The organism is Prochlorococcus marinus str. MIT 9401, from assembly GCF_000760095.1.
Classification (GTDB): Bacteria; Cyanobacteriota; Cyanobacteriia; order PCC-6307; family Cyanobiaceae; genus Prochlorococcus_A; species Prochlorococcus_A marinus_I.
The window spans coordinates 1-17493 of the sequence record NZ_JNAR01000007.1; the positions used below are offsets into that span (position 1 = coordinate 1).

Genomic DNA, 17493 nt, shown 5'->3' on the forward strand with positions numbered 1-17493 from the left:
CCTGAAGTCCTTTGCCCACTGTATTTAGAATCAGCTCTAGTATTCATACCAGGCCTGTTGGGGGCACCAACTCTATTAGGCATGCCAGGTCTGTTGGGAGCATCAGCTCTATTAGGCATACCAGGCCTATTGGGGGCACCAACTCTATTAGGCATGCCAGGTCTATTGGGAGCACCAGCTCTATTAGGCATGCCAGGCCTGTTGGGAGCACCAGCTCTATTAGGATTTACTTGTTTAGTAAAGGAGCCTGACCTACCTTGATCTGATGGTTTGTTTCTTAATCCAGGTCTGTTGGGAGCATCAGCTCTATTAGGCATACCAGGTCTGTTAGGGCCACCAGTTCTGTTGGAGTTATTTTGTTTATAGGTAATGTTCTGCTTACTATTATTTTGCTTATTTGAAGCATCTCTTCTTATTGGTGCGCCCACTAATTCAGGGGGATTTATTCTGTTATTAAAATTTTTTGTTTTAGGATTGTTCGTATTTTGATTAGGTTTGTTTGGTAGTTGTCTTTTTTCTCCTGAATTGTGGATGCTCTTGGAAGGTTCATTATATTTATTGGTATTTGTATTTTGAGGCTTTGCAATTAGTTGAATAGGTTGTTTTGGAGGACTTTTGATGGGTATATTTGTGTTTCGAATAGGGTTTTTATCTTGGTTGATATTTTTTGAAGTTTTACCCTTTATATTTTGATCTTTAAGATTTGTTTGAGATTGTGAACTATTAACAATATTTGGTTTATTTGGATTCTTAAGTTGATTTGGAATTGTTTTTAAGCTTTCAGGCTTATTAAGAGGTTTTATCAATAATGGCTTATTCTTTGAACTATCTTTAAGAGGTTTATCTTTTTTGTTTTGTTTGTAATTATCTTTTTTAATTGAAGGTTTATTAATAGAAAGTATTTGTTTATCTGAATTCTTTGTCTTAATAAGATTTTTTATTTTGTTTGCATCCTCTGTACTAATAGAACTACTATGACTTTTTACTGAAATTGAAAGTTTTTGAGCGGCATCCAATATATCTTTATTTTCCAGATTTAAGTCTCTGGAAAGTTCGTAAATTCTGATTTTATCGCTGATAGTCATTTAATCTAATTTGTACTCTTTTAAAAATTAAAGAGGATTTAATTTAATTATATTCCCTTATTGGGATAGTCATTAAAGCTTGTAATTTCTTTTTCAAAAATTTCAATAAATTCAGGTTTTAAAAATATTTTTAGAGCTTTTTGAAGCTTTTTTTTAATCTTGGAATCTGAGTAACACTTTTTTGACTTGCAAATGTAAGCGGATCGACCCATTCCCTTAAAAAACATAATGCCATGCTTATGGTCATTAGTAATCTTTAAAAGATTGTTCCTGTCATATGTTTTTCTACATGAAATACATAAACGCATCACAGGATTTTGTTGTGTCACCTTTCTCTCTCCTCTAGGGAGGATATCTCACTATCTTGAAGAGTATCTAATTCTTCATTATCTGAGAAAGGTTCTTCATCGTATTGTTCTTCTCCATATTCTTGATGATCTTCAGGAAGGGGGTAAAGTTCTCTTAATCTTGCATCCTCTGCAGCTCGTGCAGCTTGTTCAGCCTCTAACCTTAGTTCAGCTTCTCGCTGGAGATTCTCTTCATTTTCCCTTTGAATGATTAATTCAGATACTGCAGCATCTTCTGATTCTTGATCGTATTCATGTGAGTTTTTAACATCAATCTTCCAACCAGTTAATCTTGCAGCTAGCCTCACATTTTGTCCCTCTCTACCAATTGCGAGACTTAATTGATCAGGAGGAACTAGTACATGCGCATGTTGCCCAGCTGGATCAACTAATCTCACTAAATCAACTTTTGCAGGACTTAATGAATTTAAAATATACTGAATAGGATCAGGTGACCATTTAATAACATCAATTTTTTCTCCTCTCAATTCATTTACCACTTGTTGAATTCTCGCCCCCCTGGCACCAATACAGGCACCTACAGGGTCAACCTCTTGTTCGACACTATCAACAGCTACTTTTGTTCTTGGCCCAACAGCTCTCGAAGGAGGGTTCGCTTCTCTTGAAACAGCAACAATTTTTACTGTACCTTCTTGAATTTCCGGGACTTCATTTTCAAATAAATAAACTACTAATCCAGCATTTGCTCTACTAACAAAAAGTTGTGGTCCTTTTCTAGCTATTTCACTAACTTCTTTTAAAAATACTTTAAAAGTTGCGTTCGCTCTATAATTATCATTTGGTAATTGATCTCTTTTGGGAAGTTCGGCCTCTACTTCAGGTCTACCTATGCCAGAACTAACTCCCATAATGACTGACTGTCTTTCAAATCTTATAACTCTTGCTGTTAAAACAGGATCTTCCATATCTGCAAATTCTTCCTGGATCATTTTTCTTTGTTGATCTCTTAATTTTTGGGCTAAAACTTGCTTCGTTGTTGATGCAGCCATTCGCCCAAAATCCTCTTTTTCTGGAGTAACGTCTAAAACAACCGTGTCACCTATTTGAGCATCATCCGCGACTTGTTTAACTTCTACTAAAGATATTTGATGATCTTCGCTTTCTACTTCTTCCACAATTACCTTACTAGAAAGTATCCTATAACCTTCTTCTTCTAAATCTAGGCCAACATCAAAATTACTAAAATATTCTTCATCAAATGGATCTTCATCAACCCCAATGTAAAAAGTTTTTCTGTATTTTTCATATCCTTTTAGTAAAGCTTCGCGTAAGGCTACTTCCACGATATTAGGAGGCAACTTTTTTTCCTCACTAATGTCTTCAATGAGATTGTTTAAACCTGGGAGAATAACTAATGCCATCTATGATGGGAGAATTGAATAATGGTTGATAATTAATCTTGTAATGTACAAAGACTAATCTTTAGTACTTCATCAAAGGGGATTTTTTTTATCTTACCTTTTATGTTAATGGCTAAATAATCTTTAGACTTTTCATAAAGTAAACCATTCAGAAATTTTATTTTTGAATTCTTTTGGTTTAACTCAACATTAACTGGAAAACCCTTAAAAGTTTTGAAGTCTCTTTCTGAGGTTAATTCATCACTGACCCCTTGACTACTAATTTCTAACACATATGAACAATTTATAAGATTTGAATTCTCTATTTCTTCAGAAGCTGGTGCATTAAATTGTGCACAATCATCAAGTGAAATATCATCACCATTAGTTTTTTTAATAATAATCTCTAAAACTATTGGATTTTGATTAGTTTGCACATTTAGACTGCACATTTCAAAATTCCATATATTGGCAACTTTTTTTAATAGAGTTTCTAATTTAATTTTGTTTTCTTTATTCAAATGTTTTTTTGATAAAAAGTGATCTAGCTTGATTTTCACATACAAAAAAGTTTTTTCTATAAAAAATTCAAAAATTTGTATTTTATGGATGTAAACAAAAAAGCAACGATAATATCTTTATTCAATTAGATTTGTTTAATAGTTGGAAATTATTAAATAAATGAAGTTTCTCAAGATTAATTTTATTAATTTAATCCGAATATGCATTGTTGTTTGCTTTTGTTTAATTAATTTCTCACAAAGAGCTGAAGTTTTGGCTTTAACTTCTTCAGAAAGCCACAATTTTGTATCATCTGCTGTGAAAAATGTTGGACCTGCAGTTGTAAAAATAGATACTGAGCGATTGGTAGAGAGGCAACAATTTGATCCCACTTTACTAGATCCTTTATTGAGAGATTTACTTGGGGAGCAAGGGATTAATCCAGAGAGAGAAAGAGGCCAAGGTTCTGGAGTAATCATTAATAACAACGGATTGATTCTTACAAATGCTCATGTCGTTGAAAGAGTGGATGATGTTTCAGTGACTTTGGCAGATGGTACTATTTGCGATGGTCAAGTTTTGGGAACAGACCCTGTAACTGACTTAGCTTTAGTAAAAATTCAGGAATCTACTTATTCTAGTTTTGCTCCACTTGGAAATTCTGAAGACCTTGAGGTTGGAGATTGGGCAATAGCTCTTGGTACTCCTTATGGCCTAGAAAAAACAGTTACCTTAGGTATTGTAAGCAGCCTTCACAGAGATATAAATAGTTTAGGTTTTTCAGATAAAAGGCTCGATCTTATTCAGACTGATGCTGCAATAAATCCTGGAAATTCTGGCGGACCACTAATCAACTCTGATGGTGAAGTTATTGGAATTAATACATTGGTAAGAAGTGGCCCTGGAGCTGGTTTAGGTTTCGCAATACCTATTAATTTAGCTAAAACTGTTTCTGATCAGCTTCTTGCAAATGGAGAAGTTATTCATCCCTATTTAGGGGTCCAATTGATTTCTTTAAATCCTAGAATTGCTAAAGAACATAATCAAGATCCAAATTCACTGGTTCAATTACCTGAAAGAAATGGAGCTTTAATTCAATCAGTCATTCCTAATAGTCCTGCTGAAAAAGCTGGGTTAAGAAGAGGTGATTTAGTAATAGCAGCAGAAAATATATCTATAGATGAACCTAAAGCTTTGCTAGATGAAGTAGAAAAAGCTCAAATAGGAAAAGTATTCCTATTAAATGTTTTACGAGACAATAAAGAGATAAAGATAAACATTAAACCAGAACCTCTTCCAGGTTTGACATAAATCACCCATTGAAATTAAATAATTTATAACCTTAGAAAAAAAGATTTTGGATTCACAAACTCAAATGAAACAAATAGTTGCTGATGCAGCAATTAAAGAAGTAAAGAGTGACATGATTCTGGGATTAGGTTCTGGATCTACAGCTGCCCTTATGATTCAAAGCCTCGCCGCTGAAATTCGTTCTGGAAAACTCAAAAATATCAGAGGTGTTGCAACTTCCTTTCAATCTGAAGTTTTAGCGCTGGATCTGGATATTCCGCTTATCGATTTAGCTTCTGTTCCTCAAATTGATTTAGCTATTGATGGGGCTGATGAGGTTGATCCAGGATTTCAATTAATCAAAGGGGGAGGAGCCTGCCATGTTAGAGAAAAGTTAGTGGCATCTAGGGCTAATCAATTGTTGATTGTTGTCGATGAAACAAAACTTGTACAAAACTTAAATTTATCTTTTCCTTTGCCTGTAGAGGTCCTTCCAAATGCATGGAAACAAGTTCAGGAAGTGATTTCAGAAATGAACGGCGTTTCTAACTTAAGAATGGCAACTAAAAAAGCTGGCCCAGTTGTTACTGATCAGGGTAATTTAATCCTAGATGTATTGTTTAATGATGGGATTAAAAATCCAAAAGATATTGAAATGAGTATTAATAATATTCCAGGAGTTTTAGAAAACGGATTATTCGTTGACCTTACAGATAAAGTTTTGGTTGGTAAAATCGAAAAAAATATCCCAGTTGTCTATTCTCCTTCAAAAGTTGGTTAATCTTCAAATCTTATTTGCACTGAGTTAGCGTGACTATGTAAACCCTCACTTTTGGCAAGATTAATAATATCAAGACTATTAACTTTTAAACTCTCTTCATTAAATTCTATTATTGAAGTATTTTTCATAAAAGTTTCAACCCCTAAAGAACCGCTAAATCTAGAATTTCCTGACGTCGGTAAAGTATGGTTTGGTCCAGCAAGATAATCTCCAACAGCTTCTGGGGTCCATTTCCCTAAAAATATTGCTCCTGCATTTTCTATACCTTCAAGAATTTTTTTTGAATTTAAAGCTATTATTTCTAAGTGTTCTGGAGCAAAGTTATTGCTTAGTTCAATACATGATTCATAATTCTCGCAAATAACAATTAATCCCCAATTTTTTATTGATTGCATACAAATTTCTTTTCTTGGATGATCATCAATTTTTTTATAAATTTCCTCTAAAACTTCTTCTGCTTGAATTTTTGATGTAGTTAAGAGTATTGAAGAAGCTAAAGGATCATGTTCCGCCTGCGCCAGTAGATCAGATGCTATATGAGTGCTTTGAGCTGTTTCATCTGCAATGATTAATATTTCACTTGGACCCGCTAAAGAATCTATTCCTGTAGAACCATAAATAAGTTTTTTAGCAGTAGTTACATAAATATTTCCTGGACCTGTAATAACATCAACTTTATTGATTTGATTTGTCCCAAATGCTAAAGCTCCTATTGCTTGAGCTCCTCCAATTCTAAAAACTTTATTAATCCCTGATAAGTAAGCTGCAGCTAAAACAGTTTTGTTTATTTTTCCTTCTTTGTTGCCAGGAGATACCATCATAATTTGTTCTACTCCTGCTACTTTTGCAGGTATTGCATTCATTAATACAGTACTTGGATAAGCAGCTCTACCTCCAGGGATATAAATTCCTGCATTCTTCACTGGTCTCCATTTTCTGGTGACCGTATCACCGTGCTCCCCTTTTATAGTGAAAGATGATGGAATTTCTTTCTCATGAAATTTTTTAATTCTTTTATGAGCCACTTCAAGTGATCGCTTTAAATTGCTATCAATTTCATTCCATGCATCTTTTATGTGTTCTTCACAAACATGCATTGGTTCAGGATTGAAACCATCAAATTTTTTAGTATATTCTTTTACTGCAGAGTCTCCAAAATGCTTTACTTTCTGAAGAATTTCTTCGACAACTAAATTTATTTTGTTATTATTTTCTAAATTAGTTCGAGTAGAAATCCTTTCTAATTCTTGGATAGCGTCCGTTTTATTTTTTATGATCTTCATATTCTTGAATTTTTCAAATTGAAAGGCAAGAAACTAAATCAATACCCCCTCTAGATTATATATTATTGATTTGTTGTCGAACTATTTGTTATGATATAGTTTCACTCTTATTCTATACTCTGTGGCCAATAACAAATCAGCAAAAAAGAGAATACAAATTGCGGAAAGAAATCGTTTAATTAATAAATCATATAAATCTACGGTAAGAACTTTGACTAAAAAAACATTAGAGAGTTGCGAAAAATATAAAAAAGAGCCTAATGAAGAAAATAAAAATTTAGTTAAAACAAGTCTTAATAAAGCTTTTAGTTTAATTGATAAAGCAGTTAAAAAAAATGTCCTTCATAAAAATAACGGAGCTAATAAAAAATCAAAAATTAACAATTTAGTAAAAACTACACTCACCACAAAATAAAAAGACAGAAAATAATTATGAGCGATATTGAACTCATAGACTCCCACTGTCATTTGATATTTGAAAATTTTGAAAAAGATCTTGAAGATGTTGTTTTAAGGTTACGTTCAAAAGGTGTAAAAAAAATAGTTCACGCTTGTTGTGAATTAACAGAGATACCTAAGTTGAAAAAAATATCCAATGAATTCGATGAAATTTACTATTCAGTAGGTTTACATCCATTAGAAGCAAAAAAATGGGAACTAAGTTCGCAATCTCTATTAAGAAGATCAGCTCAAGAAGATAGAAGAGTAGTAGCTATTGGGGAATTAGGCTTGGATTTTTTTAAAAATGAAAATAAAACTCAACAAATTGATGCTCTTCTTCCTCAAATGGAATTAGCTTATGAACTTGATTTGCCTGTAATTATTCATTGTAGAGATGCTGCAAAAGAAATGATAAAAATTTGTACTGATCTTTCTAGACAAGGACAATGTCCTAAGGGCGTTCTTCATTGCTGGACAGGAACTCCAAAAGAAATGCAGCAATTTCTGGATCTTGGTTTTTATATTAGTTTTAGCGGAATAGTAACTTTCCCTAAAGCACTTGAAATTCATGAGTGTGCCAAATTGGTTCCAAATGATAAATACTTAATTGAAACTGACGCACCTTTTTTAGCCCCTGTTCCTCATAGAGGTAAAAGAAATGAACCTGCATTTGTTGAAAATGTTGCAAGTTTTTTGGCAGAGTTAAGATCTACAGATTTAAATACGATCGCTAAACAGTCATCCCACAATGCTGAAGATTTGTTTAAATTTGACTTGTTAAATAGACATCGCAGCTGCTAGTATTAAAAATTACTGGCAATTTTCCTTAATTTTTTGTTTTTACTTTTTTAAAATTAATTTTTTTGTTGAAATCGAGATTTATTGATTGATTTTACATTCAAAAAAAAGTAGAAAGCATAATTATTGAGTAAATTAAAGGTAAATAGTAAATCTCTCATAATCGCAGGTTTTCTTGGATGAGCAGTAGCGCTTTACAGGTAGCAAAAACAGCTACTTATTTACCAGATTTAGTCGAAGTACAAAGAGCAAGCTTTAAATGGTTTTTGGAAAAGGGTTTAATAGAAGAATTAAAGAATTTTTCCCCCATTTCTGATTACACAGGTAAATTAGAGTTACATTTTATTGGGGAAGAGTACAGGTTAAAAAGACCTAGACATGATGTTGAGGAAGCGAAAAGAAGAGATGCAACATTTGCCTCTCAAATGTATGTCACTTGCAGGTTAATAAATAAAGAAACTGGAGAAATTAAAGAACAAGAAGTATTTATTGGGGAATTACCATTAATGACTGAGAGGGGAACTTTCATTATAAATGGTGCAGAAAGAGTAATTGTTAATCAAATTGTTCGAAGTCCTGGTGTTTATTTTAAAGATGAACTGGATAAAAATGGTCGAAGAACTTACAATGCGAGCGTTATCCCTAATAGAGGAGCATGGTTAAAGTTCGAGACTGATAAGAATAATTTACTTTATGTAAGAGTTGATAAAACCAGAAAAATTAATGCGCATGTTCTCATGAGAGCTATGGGTCTCTCTGATAATGATGTAGTAGATAAGCTAAGGCATCCTGAGTTTTATCAAAATTCAATTGATTCAGCTAATGACGAGGGTATAAATTCAGAAGATCAGGCTTTACTTGAGCTTTACAAGAAGCTACGTCCTGGTGAGCCACCCTCTGTTTCTGGAGGTCAACAACTATTACACAGTAGATTTTTTGATCCCAAAAGATACGATTTAGGCCGAGTTGGTAGATATAAAATAAATAAAAAATTGAGGCTTACAGTGCCTGATGATATAAGGACTCTTACACATGAAGATGTTCTTTCCACTATTGACTATCTAATTAATTTAGAACTGGATATTGGGGGCGCGAGTTTGGATGATATTGATCACCTTGGAAATAGAAGGGTTAGATCTGTAGGAGAATTGCTTCAAAATCAAGTAAGGGTAGGACTGAATCGTTTAGAGAGAATTATTAAAGAACGAATGACCGTTGGAGAAACAGATTCTCTTACCCCAGCCCAATTAGTAAACCCAAAACCTTTGGTTGCTGCCATAAAGGAATTTTTTGGTTCTAGTCAATTAAGTCAATTTATGGATCAAACTAATCCTCTGGCTGAATTAACACATAAAAGAAGAATTTCAGCCTTAGGTCCTGGGGGCTTAACAAGAGAAAGAGCAGGCTTTGCGGTGAGAGATATTCATCCTTCACATTATGGAAGATTATGTCCTATCGAGACTCCTGAAGGTCCTAATGCAGGACTGATAAATTCTTTAGCTACCCATGCGAGAGTTAATGAGTATGGTTTTATTGAAACCCCGTTTTGGGAAGTTAATAACGGCAAAGTTAATAAAGAAGGTGATCCTGTCTATCTTTCTGCCGATTTGGAAGATGAGTGTAGGGTAGCTCCAGGAGATGTAGCGACTGACAAGGATGGAAACATACTTGCTAATTTAATACCAGTAAGATATAGGCAAGATTTCGAAAAAGTACCTCCCGTTCAAGTTGATTATGTTCAGCTTTCTCCCGTTCAAGTAATTTCAGTTGCCACTTCACTAATTCCTTTTTTGGAACATGATGATGCAAATAGAGCTTTAATGGGATCAAATATGCAACGCCAAGCAGTTCCATTGCTTAGGCCAGAACGTCCTTTAGTTGGTACGGGTTTAGAATCTCAAGTAGCTAGAGATTCGGGGATGGTCCCCATAACAAAAGTAAATGGCATCGTATCTTACGTAGACGCTAATGAGATTGTTGTTAAAGATGAGGATGGTAATGAACATTTTCATTATCTTCAAAAATATCAAAGATCAAATCAGGATACGTGCCTTAATCAAAGACCTATAGTAAAAATTGGAGATAGAGTTATATCTGGGCAAGTTTTAGCAGATGGTTCAGCTTGTGAAGGAGGAGAAATAGCACTAGGCCAGAATGTTTTAATTGCATATATGCCATGGGAGGGATACAACTACGAAGACGCAATTCTTGTAAGCGAAAGGATGGTAACTGATGATTTATATACATCAGTACATATTGAGAAATATGAAATTGAGGCACGACAAACCAAGTTAGGTCCTGAAGAAATTACAAGAGAGATTCCTAATATCTCAGAAGAAAGCTTGAATAATCTTGATGAAATGGGAATTATTAGGATTGGTGCTTTTGTTGAGAGTGGAGATATTCTTGTAGGAAAAGTTACTCCAAAAGGAGAATCAGACCAACCACCTGAAGAAAAACTTCTTAGAGCTATTTTTGGTGAAAAGGCAAGGGATGTTAGAGACAACTCTTTAAGGGTCCCTAAAACTGAAAAGGGTAGGGTGTTAGATGTTCGAATTTATACTAGAGAACAAGGTGATGAGCTGCCTCCAGGGGCTAATATGGTTGTGAGAGTTTATGTAGCCCAGAGAAGAAAAATTCAAGTTGGCGATAAAATGGCTGGAAGACATGGTAATAAGGGAATTATTAGCAGAATCTTACCTAGAGAAGACATGCCATATTTGCCGGATGGAACACCTGTAGACATAGTTCTTAATCCTCTAGGAGTTCCAAGTAGAATGAATGTAGGTCAAGTTTTTGAGTTGTTGATGGGATGGGCAGCTTCTAACTTAAATTGCAGGGTTAAGGTTGTTCCATTTGATGAAATGTACGGCGCTGAAAAATCTCATCAGACTGTTCAGGCATTTTTAGAGGAGGCTTCAAAACAGCCAGGTAAAGCATGGGTCTATAATCCTAAAGATCCTGGAAAGTTATTACTTAAAGACGGTAGAACAGGCGAACCTTTTGATCAGCCAGTTGCCGTTGGGTACTCCCACTTCCTTAAGTTAGTTCATCTCGTAGATGACAAAATTCATGCAAGGTCTACTGGTCCCTACTCATTGGTTACGCAACAACCATTGGGTGGTAAAGCTCAGCAAGGTGGACAAAGGTTAGGAGAAATGGAAGTATGGGCTCTTGAAGCTTATGGAGCAGCATATACTCTTCAAGAACTTTTAACAGTTAAATCTGATGATATGCAGGGAAGAAATGAAGCTCTTAACGCAATTGTAAAAGGTAAACCTATACCAAGGCCTGGTACTCCTGAGTCATTTAAAGTTCTTATGAGAGAATTACAATCCTTAGGTCTTGATATCGGGGTTTATACAGATGAAGGAAAGGAGGTAGATTTAATGCAAGATATAAATCCGAGAAGAAATACTCCATCTAGACCAACTTATGAATCACTTGGAACCTCTGAATATGAGGAAGATTAAATACTCAATTAAAAACTTTTAATTTAAATTTCCCAAAAATGACAAACAGCAATTTAAGAACTGAAAATCACTTTGATTACGTCAAAATTTCAATAGCTTCTCCACAAAGAATAATGGATTGGGGACAGAGGACATTACCTAATGGGCAAGTAGTAGGTGAAGTAACCAAGCCTGAAACTATTAATTACAGGACTCTTAAACCGGAAATGGATGGATTGTTTTGTGAAAAAATTTTTGGGCCCTCTAAAGATTGGGAATGCCATTGTGGTAAATACAAAAGAGTTAGACATAGAGGCATAGTTTGTGAGAGATGTGGGGTTGAAGTAACTGAGAGTAGAGTTAGAAGACATAGGATGGGATATATAAAACTTGCTGCGCCAGTTTCCCATGTCTGGTACTTGAAAGGAATTCCTAGTTACGTAGCAATTCTCTTGGATATTCCACTCAGAGATGTTGAACAAATAGTTTATTTTAATTGTTATGTTGTTTTAGATCCTGGAGATCATAAAGAACTTAAATATAAACAGTTACTTACTGAAGATGAATGGCTAGAAATTGAAGATGAAATTTATGCTGAAGACTCAACAATTGAAAATGAACCTTTTGTAGGTATTGGTGCTGAGGCCCTGAAACAATTACTTGAGGACCTTGATTTAAATCAGGTAGCTGAGGAGCTAAGAGAAGAAATTACTGTTAGTAAGGGACAGAAAAGGGCGAAACTTATAAAAAGGATAAGAGTTATTGATAATTTTATTGCAACTAATGCAAAGCCAGAATGGATGGTCTTAGATGCAATTCCCGTAATTCCTCCAGATCTCAGACCTATGGTTCAGCTCGATGGGGGTAGATTCGCAACTTCTGATTTGAACGATCTTTATAGAAGAGTTATAAATAGAAACAATAGACTAGCTAGACTTCAAGAAATTTTAGCTCCCGAAATAATTGTAAGAAATGAGAAAAGGATGTTGCAGGAGGCAGTTGATGCCCTTATAGATAATGGAAGGCGGGGAAGGACAGTTGTTGGAGCAAATAATAGAGCTCTTAAGTCTCTTAGTGACATAATCGAGGGAAAACAAGGAAGATTTAGACAGAATCTTCTCGGAAAGCGTGTTGACTATTCAGGAAGATCTGTAATAGTTGTTGGACCTAAATTAAAAATGCATCAGTGTGGTCTCCCTAAAGAAATGGCGATCGAGCTCTTCCAACCTTTTGTAATCCACAGATTAATACGGCAAAATATTGTGAATAATATTAAAGCTGCAAAAAAGTTAATACAAAAAGCTGATGATGAAGTTATGCAGGTACTACAGGAAGTGATTGAAGGGCATCCAATACTCTTAAATCGAGCGCCTACATTGCATCGTTTAGGAATTCAAGCTTTCGAACCAAAATTAGTTGGAGGTAGAGCAATACAACTTCATCCTTTAGTTTGTCCTGCATTTAATGCTGACTTTGACGGAGATCAAATGGCAGTTCATGTACCTTTAGCTTTAGAGGCACAAACTGAAGCTCGCATGCTTATGTTGGCCAGTAATAATATCCTTTCACCAGCTACTGGTGAACCAATTGTTACTCCATCGCAAGATATGGTTTTAGGATCTTACTATTTAACGGCTTTGCAACCGAATTATCAAAAACCGGATTTTGGAGATGATAATTCTACTTTTGCTTCACTAGAAGATGTTATTTTTGCTTTTGAAGATAAAAGACTCAGCTTACATGAATGGGTATGGGTTAGATTTAATGGAGAAGTTGAAGATGAAGATGAAATGAGCGAACCACAAAAAACTGAAGAATTAGAAGATGGTTCAATATTAGAAATATGGAATTTAAGAAGGGATAGATTTGATTCTCAGAATAACTTAATAAGTAGATTTGTTTTGACTACTGTTGGGAGAGTAGTTATGAACTATACCATTATTGACTCTATATCTAAAACTTAATTTCCAAAAAACTATTAACTTTCACTTAAATAATCATGACATCATCTAAACCTAAAAAAACTTCCAGAGCACGTAAAACTTCTAAAAATTCAAAAAAGAATATTCCGCTTACAATGCCTGCTTTAGCTAAAACGCCACCATCATTTAAGAATAAAGTAGTTGATAAGAAAGCCTTAAAAAATTTAGTTTCTTGGGCTTATAAAACTCATGGTACTGCTATAACCGCGGCCATGGCTGATAATTTAAAGGACTTAGGTTTTAAATATGCAACCCAAGCCGCTGTCTCTATTTCAGTAGATGACTTAAAAGTGCCTGAAGCTAAGCAAGATTTAATAGGACAAGCTGAAGAGCAAATATCTGCCACAGAAGAATGCTACAGACTTGGTGAAATTACAGAAGTTGAGAGACACACAAAAGTTATTGATACTTGGACTGAAACTAACGAGAGATTAGTTGATGCAGTAAAAAATAATTTTAATCAAAATGATCCCCTTAATTCGGTTTGGATGATGGCTAATTCAGGCGCTAGGGGTAATATGTCACAGGTAAGACAACTCGTAGGAATGAGAGGGTTGATGGCTAATCCCCAAGGTGAAATTATTGACCTGCCGATAAGAACTAACTTTAGAGAAGGACTTACTGTTACCGAATATGTAATTTCGTCTTATGGAGCAAGGAAAGGTTTAGTTGATACTGCTTTAAGAACTGCCGATTCTGGCTATTTGACTAGAAGATTAGTTGATGTTGCTCAAGACGTAATCGTAAGAGAAGAAGATTGTGGAACAGAACGGTCAATAAATGTCGAAGCTGAAGATGGTAAATTTGGGGCAAGACTTCTTGGAAGACTAACAGCTGAGGATATTTTAGATTCTGAAGATAACTTAATAATTCCTAAAAATACTGCAATAGATATTTCATTGTCAGAGAAAATTGAGACATCATCAATAGTAAAGGTTAAAATTAGGTCTCCTTTAACATGCGAAGCAAATAGATCGGTTTGTAGGAGATGCTACGGATGGGCTTTGGCGCATAATCATTTAGTTGACTTAGGTGAAGCGGTAGGAATTATTGCTGCTCAATCTATTGGAGAACCTGGGACCCAATTGACAATGAGAACTTTCCATACTGGAGGGGTATCAACTGCTGAAAGTGGGGTAGTAAGATCAAAGATTTCAGGGAGAGTTGAATTCAGCTCAAAAGCAAAGGTTAGAGGATATAGAACTCCTCATGGCGTAGAAGCTAAACAAGCTGAAGTTGATTTCATCTTAAAAATAGTTCCTAATGGAAGTAATTCTAATAGAGCTCAAAAAATTGAAGTTTCGAGTGGATCGCTTTTATTCGTAGATGATGGTGAAGAAATCAATTCTGACATAACAGTTGCTCAAATCATTGCTGGCACTGTTAAAAAGAGTGTAGAAAAAGCGACAAAGGATGTTATCTGTGATTTAGCTGGTCAAGTAAGGTATGACAAAGTTATTCAACCAAAAGAGGTAACAGATAGACAGGGTAATATTACTTTAAAAGCTCAAAGATTAGGCAGACTATGGGTTTTAGCTGGAGATGTTTATAACTTACCACCTAATGCAAGACCAGTTGTTAAAAATGGAAAGTCTGTAAATGATGGAACTATTTTAGCAGAAGCTAGTCAATCAAGTGAATTTGGCGGTCAAGTCAGATTAAGAGAATCAGTAGGAGATTCTAGGGAAGTTCAAATTGTAACTACCTCTATGTCTTTAACCAATTTTAAATTAGTTGAAGAATCTACTCACGCAGGTCATTCTTATCATTTGGAATCCATTGACGGAACTTCTTATCGTTTGAACACTTCTCCTGGGAGTAAAATTAGTAATGGAGAAGTGATTGCAGACTTAGCTGATGAAAGGTTCCGTACAAAAACTGGAGGATTAGTAAAGTATTCACCAGGATTAAGTGTCAAAAAAGCAAGATCATCTAAAAATGGTTTTGAGGTTAACCAAGGAGGAACATTGCTTTGGATTCCCCAAGAAACTCATGAAATTAATAAAGATATATCTCTTCTAATGATTGAAGATATGAAATGGATTGAGGCAGGAACAGAAGTTGTAAAAGATATTTTTAGTCAAACTTCAGGTATTGTTACAGTTACTCAGAAAAATGATATTCTCCGCGAAATAACTGTAAGAAATGGAACGTTTCATGAGTGCGACGATGAAGAAGTTTTAAATAGATTTACGGAAGAAGGTAATCTAGTAAATCCAGGCGAAAAGATTTTGGATGGTATTGATAATAAAGAAATCTTATTTGTTCAGAAATTAGAAACCTCAAAATGTCGAGGCTTATTATTAAGAACTGTAGAAGAATTTACTATTCCTGATGAAGCGGAATTACCCCAATTATTTCATGTTAAACAAGAAAAAGGTCCACATTTAGGTTTAAAAGCTATTCAAAGGCTGACTTATAAAGATGGTGAATTGATAAAATCAGTTGAGGGAGTTGAATTGCTTAGGACACATTTAAGTATTGAAAGCTTTGATGCTACTCCTCAGATGACTATTGATGTTGAGTCGATTGAAGATGAAAATGATCAATCAATCAAAAGATTAAATTTAGTAATATTAGAGTCTATTCTTGTAAGAAGGGATACTTTATCTGATTCTAGTCATGGCTCAACTCATACTGAATTGCAAGTTAACAATAATCAAATAGTTAAAGCAGGAGATGTGATTGCTACTACTCAAATTCTTTGTAAAGAAAAGGGATTGGTACAATTGCCAAATATTAATGAAGATGAGCCCATAAGAAGGTTAATTGTTGAAAGAGAAGAGGATAAAATTAACATTAAGCTTAGTAGTAAAGCACTCGTTAAAGTCGGTGATCGTGTAGTTGATGGTGATCCGATTAGTGAATCTGAAAAATCTAGTTCTTGTGGAGAAATTGAAAAAATTTCTGATAGTTCAGTAACCCTTAGATTGGGCAGGCCCTATATGGTCTCTCCTGATTCGGTTTTACATGTAAAAGATGGAGATTTAGTTCTTAGGGGAGATGGTTTAGCTCTCCTTGTTTTTGAAAGACAGAAAACTGGAGATATTGTTCAAGGATTGCCTCGAATAGAAGAGTTGTTAGAAGCTAGGAGACCCAGAGATTCTGCAATTTTATGCAAAAAATCTGGAATTGTTCAGATTAAACAAGGTAATGATGAAGAATCAGTTTCTTTATCGGTTATAGAAAAAGATGATTCTATTAACGAATATCAATTATCAATAGGAAAAAATATTATGGTTAGTGATGGACAACAAGTTTTAGGTGGAGAAATTTTAACTGATGGCCCAATTAATCCTCATGAGTTACTAGATTGTTACTTTAACGATTTAAAAGATCAAAAACCTTTAATTGATGCTGCTCGAGAATCTATCTCAAAACTCCAAAGAAGTTTGGTAAATGAAGTCCAAAACGTCTATAAGTCTCAAGGTGTCGCAATTGATGACAAGCATATTGAAGTTATTGTTAGACAGATGACTAGCAAGGTGCGAGTAGAAGATGCTGGTGACACTACGCTCTTGCCTGGTGAACTTATAGAATTGAGACAAGTAGAAGATACCAACCAAGCAATGGCAATTACGGGAGGAGCGCCAGCTGAGTTCACTCCTGTCTTGTTAGGTATCACAAAAGCCTCCCTAAATACAGATAGCTTTATATCAGCAGCGTCATTCCAAGAAACTACAAGAGTACTTACAGAAGCTGCAATTGAAGGTAAATCTGATTGGTTAAGGGGCCTTAAAGAAAATGTTATAATTGGTAGATTAATTCCTGCAGGTACTGGATTTAGTGGGTTTGTAGAAGAATTAGCCTCAGAGGCTGGTCCCCATCCTGATATCCTTGCTGAAGAATCTGGTGGATATAGAAGAGCACAAAACTTAAGGCCAGATTATACAGTTGATATGCCACAATCTCCTACTGTAAGCTCTACTGCAATACTTGATGATCCTAGTGATGAAGATTTGGAGAGTACGCGAAATCGACATGGAATTGATCCTTCTTCCAGTAATTTTGCTGCCTTCGCTAGACCTAGTGCTGAAAATCAATTTTCTGAAGATCAACTCCCAGATCCAGCTGCCCTAGAGGGATTACAAGAGGAGGGTCTTCTTTCTGATGAATAAATATTTTCTTTTATTATTTTTAGTGACTAGAATGAAATCTTTAATTTGCAAGTG

General features: G+C 34.8%; 12 protein-coding genes. 7 read left to right on the forward strand and 5 right to left on the reverse strand.

Going from position 1 to position 17493, the window contains the following annotated elements:
• From EV01_RS0108825 to rimP, 4 genes are all read right to left on the reverse strand, one after another.
• Nucleotides 1-1085, reverse strand: a 1085-nt coding sequence (locus EV01_RS0108825) for a translation initiation factor IF-2 N-terminal domain-containing protein (RefSeq protein ID WP_032523283.1), incomplete at its 3' end; no start/stop codon positions are given.
• A gap of 47 nt (nucleotides 1086-1132) precedes the next feature.
• A complete protein-coding gene (locus EV01_RS0108830) occupies nucleotides 1133-1414 on the reverse strand; it encodes a YlxR family protein (RefSeq protein WP_193741405.1) in 282 nt (93 codons plus the stop codon).
• A complete protein-coding gene (nusA, locus tag EV01_RS06145) occupies nucleotides 1411-2814 on the reverse strand; it encodes a transcription termination factor NusA (protein ID WP_032518096.1) in 1404 nt (467 codons plus the stop codon). The genes EV01_RS0108830 and nusA overlap by 4 nt, the downstream gene beginning before the upstream one ends.
• A gap of 32 nt (nucleotides 2815-2846) precedes the next feature.
• Nucleotides 2847-3314: a ribosome maturation factor RimP gene (gene rimP / locus EV01_RS06140; RefSeq protein WP_032518431.1), complete on the reverse strand. Its 468-nt coding sequence runs from the start codon at nucleotides 3312-3314 to the stop codon at nucleotides 2847-2849.
• Nucleotides 3315-3474: 160 nt separating this feature from the next.
• Here rimP and EV01_RS06135 point away from each other — a divergent pair, with 160 nt between their 5' ends.
• Nucleotides 3475-4605 carry a trypsin-like peptidase domain-containing protein gene (locus EV01_RS06135; RefSeq protein ID WP_032518097.1) on the forward strand — a complete coding sequence of 377 codons (1131 nt, stop codon included), beginning with the start codon at nucleotides 3475-3477 and terminating at the stop codon, nucleotides 4603-4605.
• A 46-nt stretch (nucleotides 4606-4651) separates the two neighbouring features.
• On the forward strand, nucleotides 4652-5365 hold the full coding sequence (gene rpiA, locus EV01_RS06130; protein ID WP_342625985.1) for a ribose-5-phosphate isomerase RpiA: 714 nt from the start codon (nucleotides 4652-4654) through the stop codon (nucleotides 5363-5365).
• On the opposite strand, the gene hisD is transcribed toward rpiA, so the two are convergent.
• The gene (gene hisD, locus EV01_RS06125; RefSeq protein WP_032518098.1) at nucleotides 5362-6648 is read right to left on the reverse strand and encodes a histidinol dehydrogenase; all 1287 of its coding nucleotides are present in this window, start codon (nucleotides 6646-6648) and stop codon (nucleotides 5362-5364) included. The genes rpiA and hisD overlap by 4 nt on opposite strands.
• A gap of 121 nt (nucleotides 6649-6769) precedes the next feature.
• Between hisD and rpsT the strand changes: the two genes are divergently transcribed.
• The 5 genes from rpsT (at nucleotide 6770) to EV01_RS06100 (ending at nucleotide 17439) form a co-directional block, all read left to right on the forward strand.
• The gene (gene rpsT / locus EV01_RS06120; protein WP_032518099.1) at nucleotides 6770-7063 is read left to right on the forward strand and encodes a 30S ribosomal protein S20; all 294 of its coding nucleotides are present in this window, start codon (nucleotides 6770-6772) and stop codon (nucleotides 7061-7063) included.
• Nucleotides 7064-7080: 17 nt separating this feature from the next.
• Nucleotides 7081-7890 carry a TatD family hydrolase gene (locus EV01_RS06115; protein WP_032518100.1) on the forward strand — a complete coding sequence of 270 codons (810 nt, stop codon included), beginning with the start codon at nucleotides 7081-7083 and terminating at the stop codon, nucleotides 7888-7890.
• Between the two features lie 176 nt (nucleotides 7891-8066).
• Complete coding sequence (gene rpoB / locus EV01_RS06110) at nucleotides 8067-11360, forward strand: DNA-directed RNA polymerase subunit beta (protein WP_032518101.1); 3294 nt, start codon at nucleotides 8067-8069, stop codon at nucleotides 11358-11360.
• 38 nt (nucleotides 11361-11398) lie between these two features.
• The gene (locus tag EV01_RS06105; RefSeq protein WP_032518102.1) at nucleotides 11399-13303 is read left to right on the forward strand and encodes a DNA-directed RNA polymerase subunit gamma; all 1905 of its coding nucleotides are present in this window, start codon (nucleotides 11399-11401) and stop codon (nucleotides 13301-13303) included.
• 35 nt (nucleotides 13304-13338) lie between these two features.
• Complete coding sequence (locus tag EV01_RS06100) at nucleotides 13339-17439, forward strand: DNA-directed RNA polymerase subunit beta' (RefSeq protein WP_032518103.1); 4101 nt, start codon at nucleotides 13339-13341, stop codon at nucleotides 17437-17439.
• The last annotated feature ends 54 nt before the right edge of the window (nucleotides 17440-17493 follow it).

Coding starts and splice junctions, on each gene's coding strand:
- nusA (WP_032518096.1), bottom strand. CDS start 2,814: ATGGCATTAGTTATTCTCCCAGGTTTAAACAATCTCATTGAAGACATT.
- EV01_RS06135 (WP_032518097.1), top strand. CDS start 3,475: ATGAAGTTTCTCAAGATTAATTTTATTAATTTAATCCGAATATGCATT.
- hisD (WP_032518098.1), bottom strand. CDS start 6,648: ATGAAGATCATAAAAAATAAAACGGACGCTATCCAAGAATTAGAAAGG.
- EV01_RS06115 (WP_032518100.1), top strand. CDS start 7,081: ATGAGCGATATTGAACTCATAGACTCCCACTGTCATTTGATATTTGAA.
- rpoB (WP_032518101.1), top strand. CDS start 8,067: ATGAGCAGTAGCGCTTTACAGGTAGCAAAAACAGCTACTTATTTACCA.
- EV01_RS06105 (WP_032518102.1), top strand. CDS start 11,399: ATGACAAACAGCAATTTAAGAACTGAAAATCACTTTGATTACGTCAAA.
- EV01_RS06100 (WP_032518103.1), top strand. CDS start 13,339: ATGACATCATCTAAACCTAAAAAAACTTCCAGAGCACGTAAAACTTCT.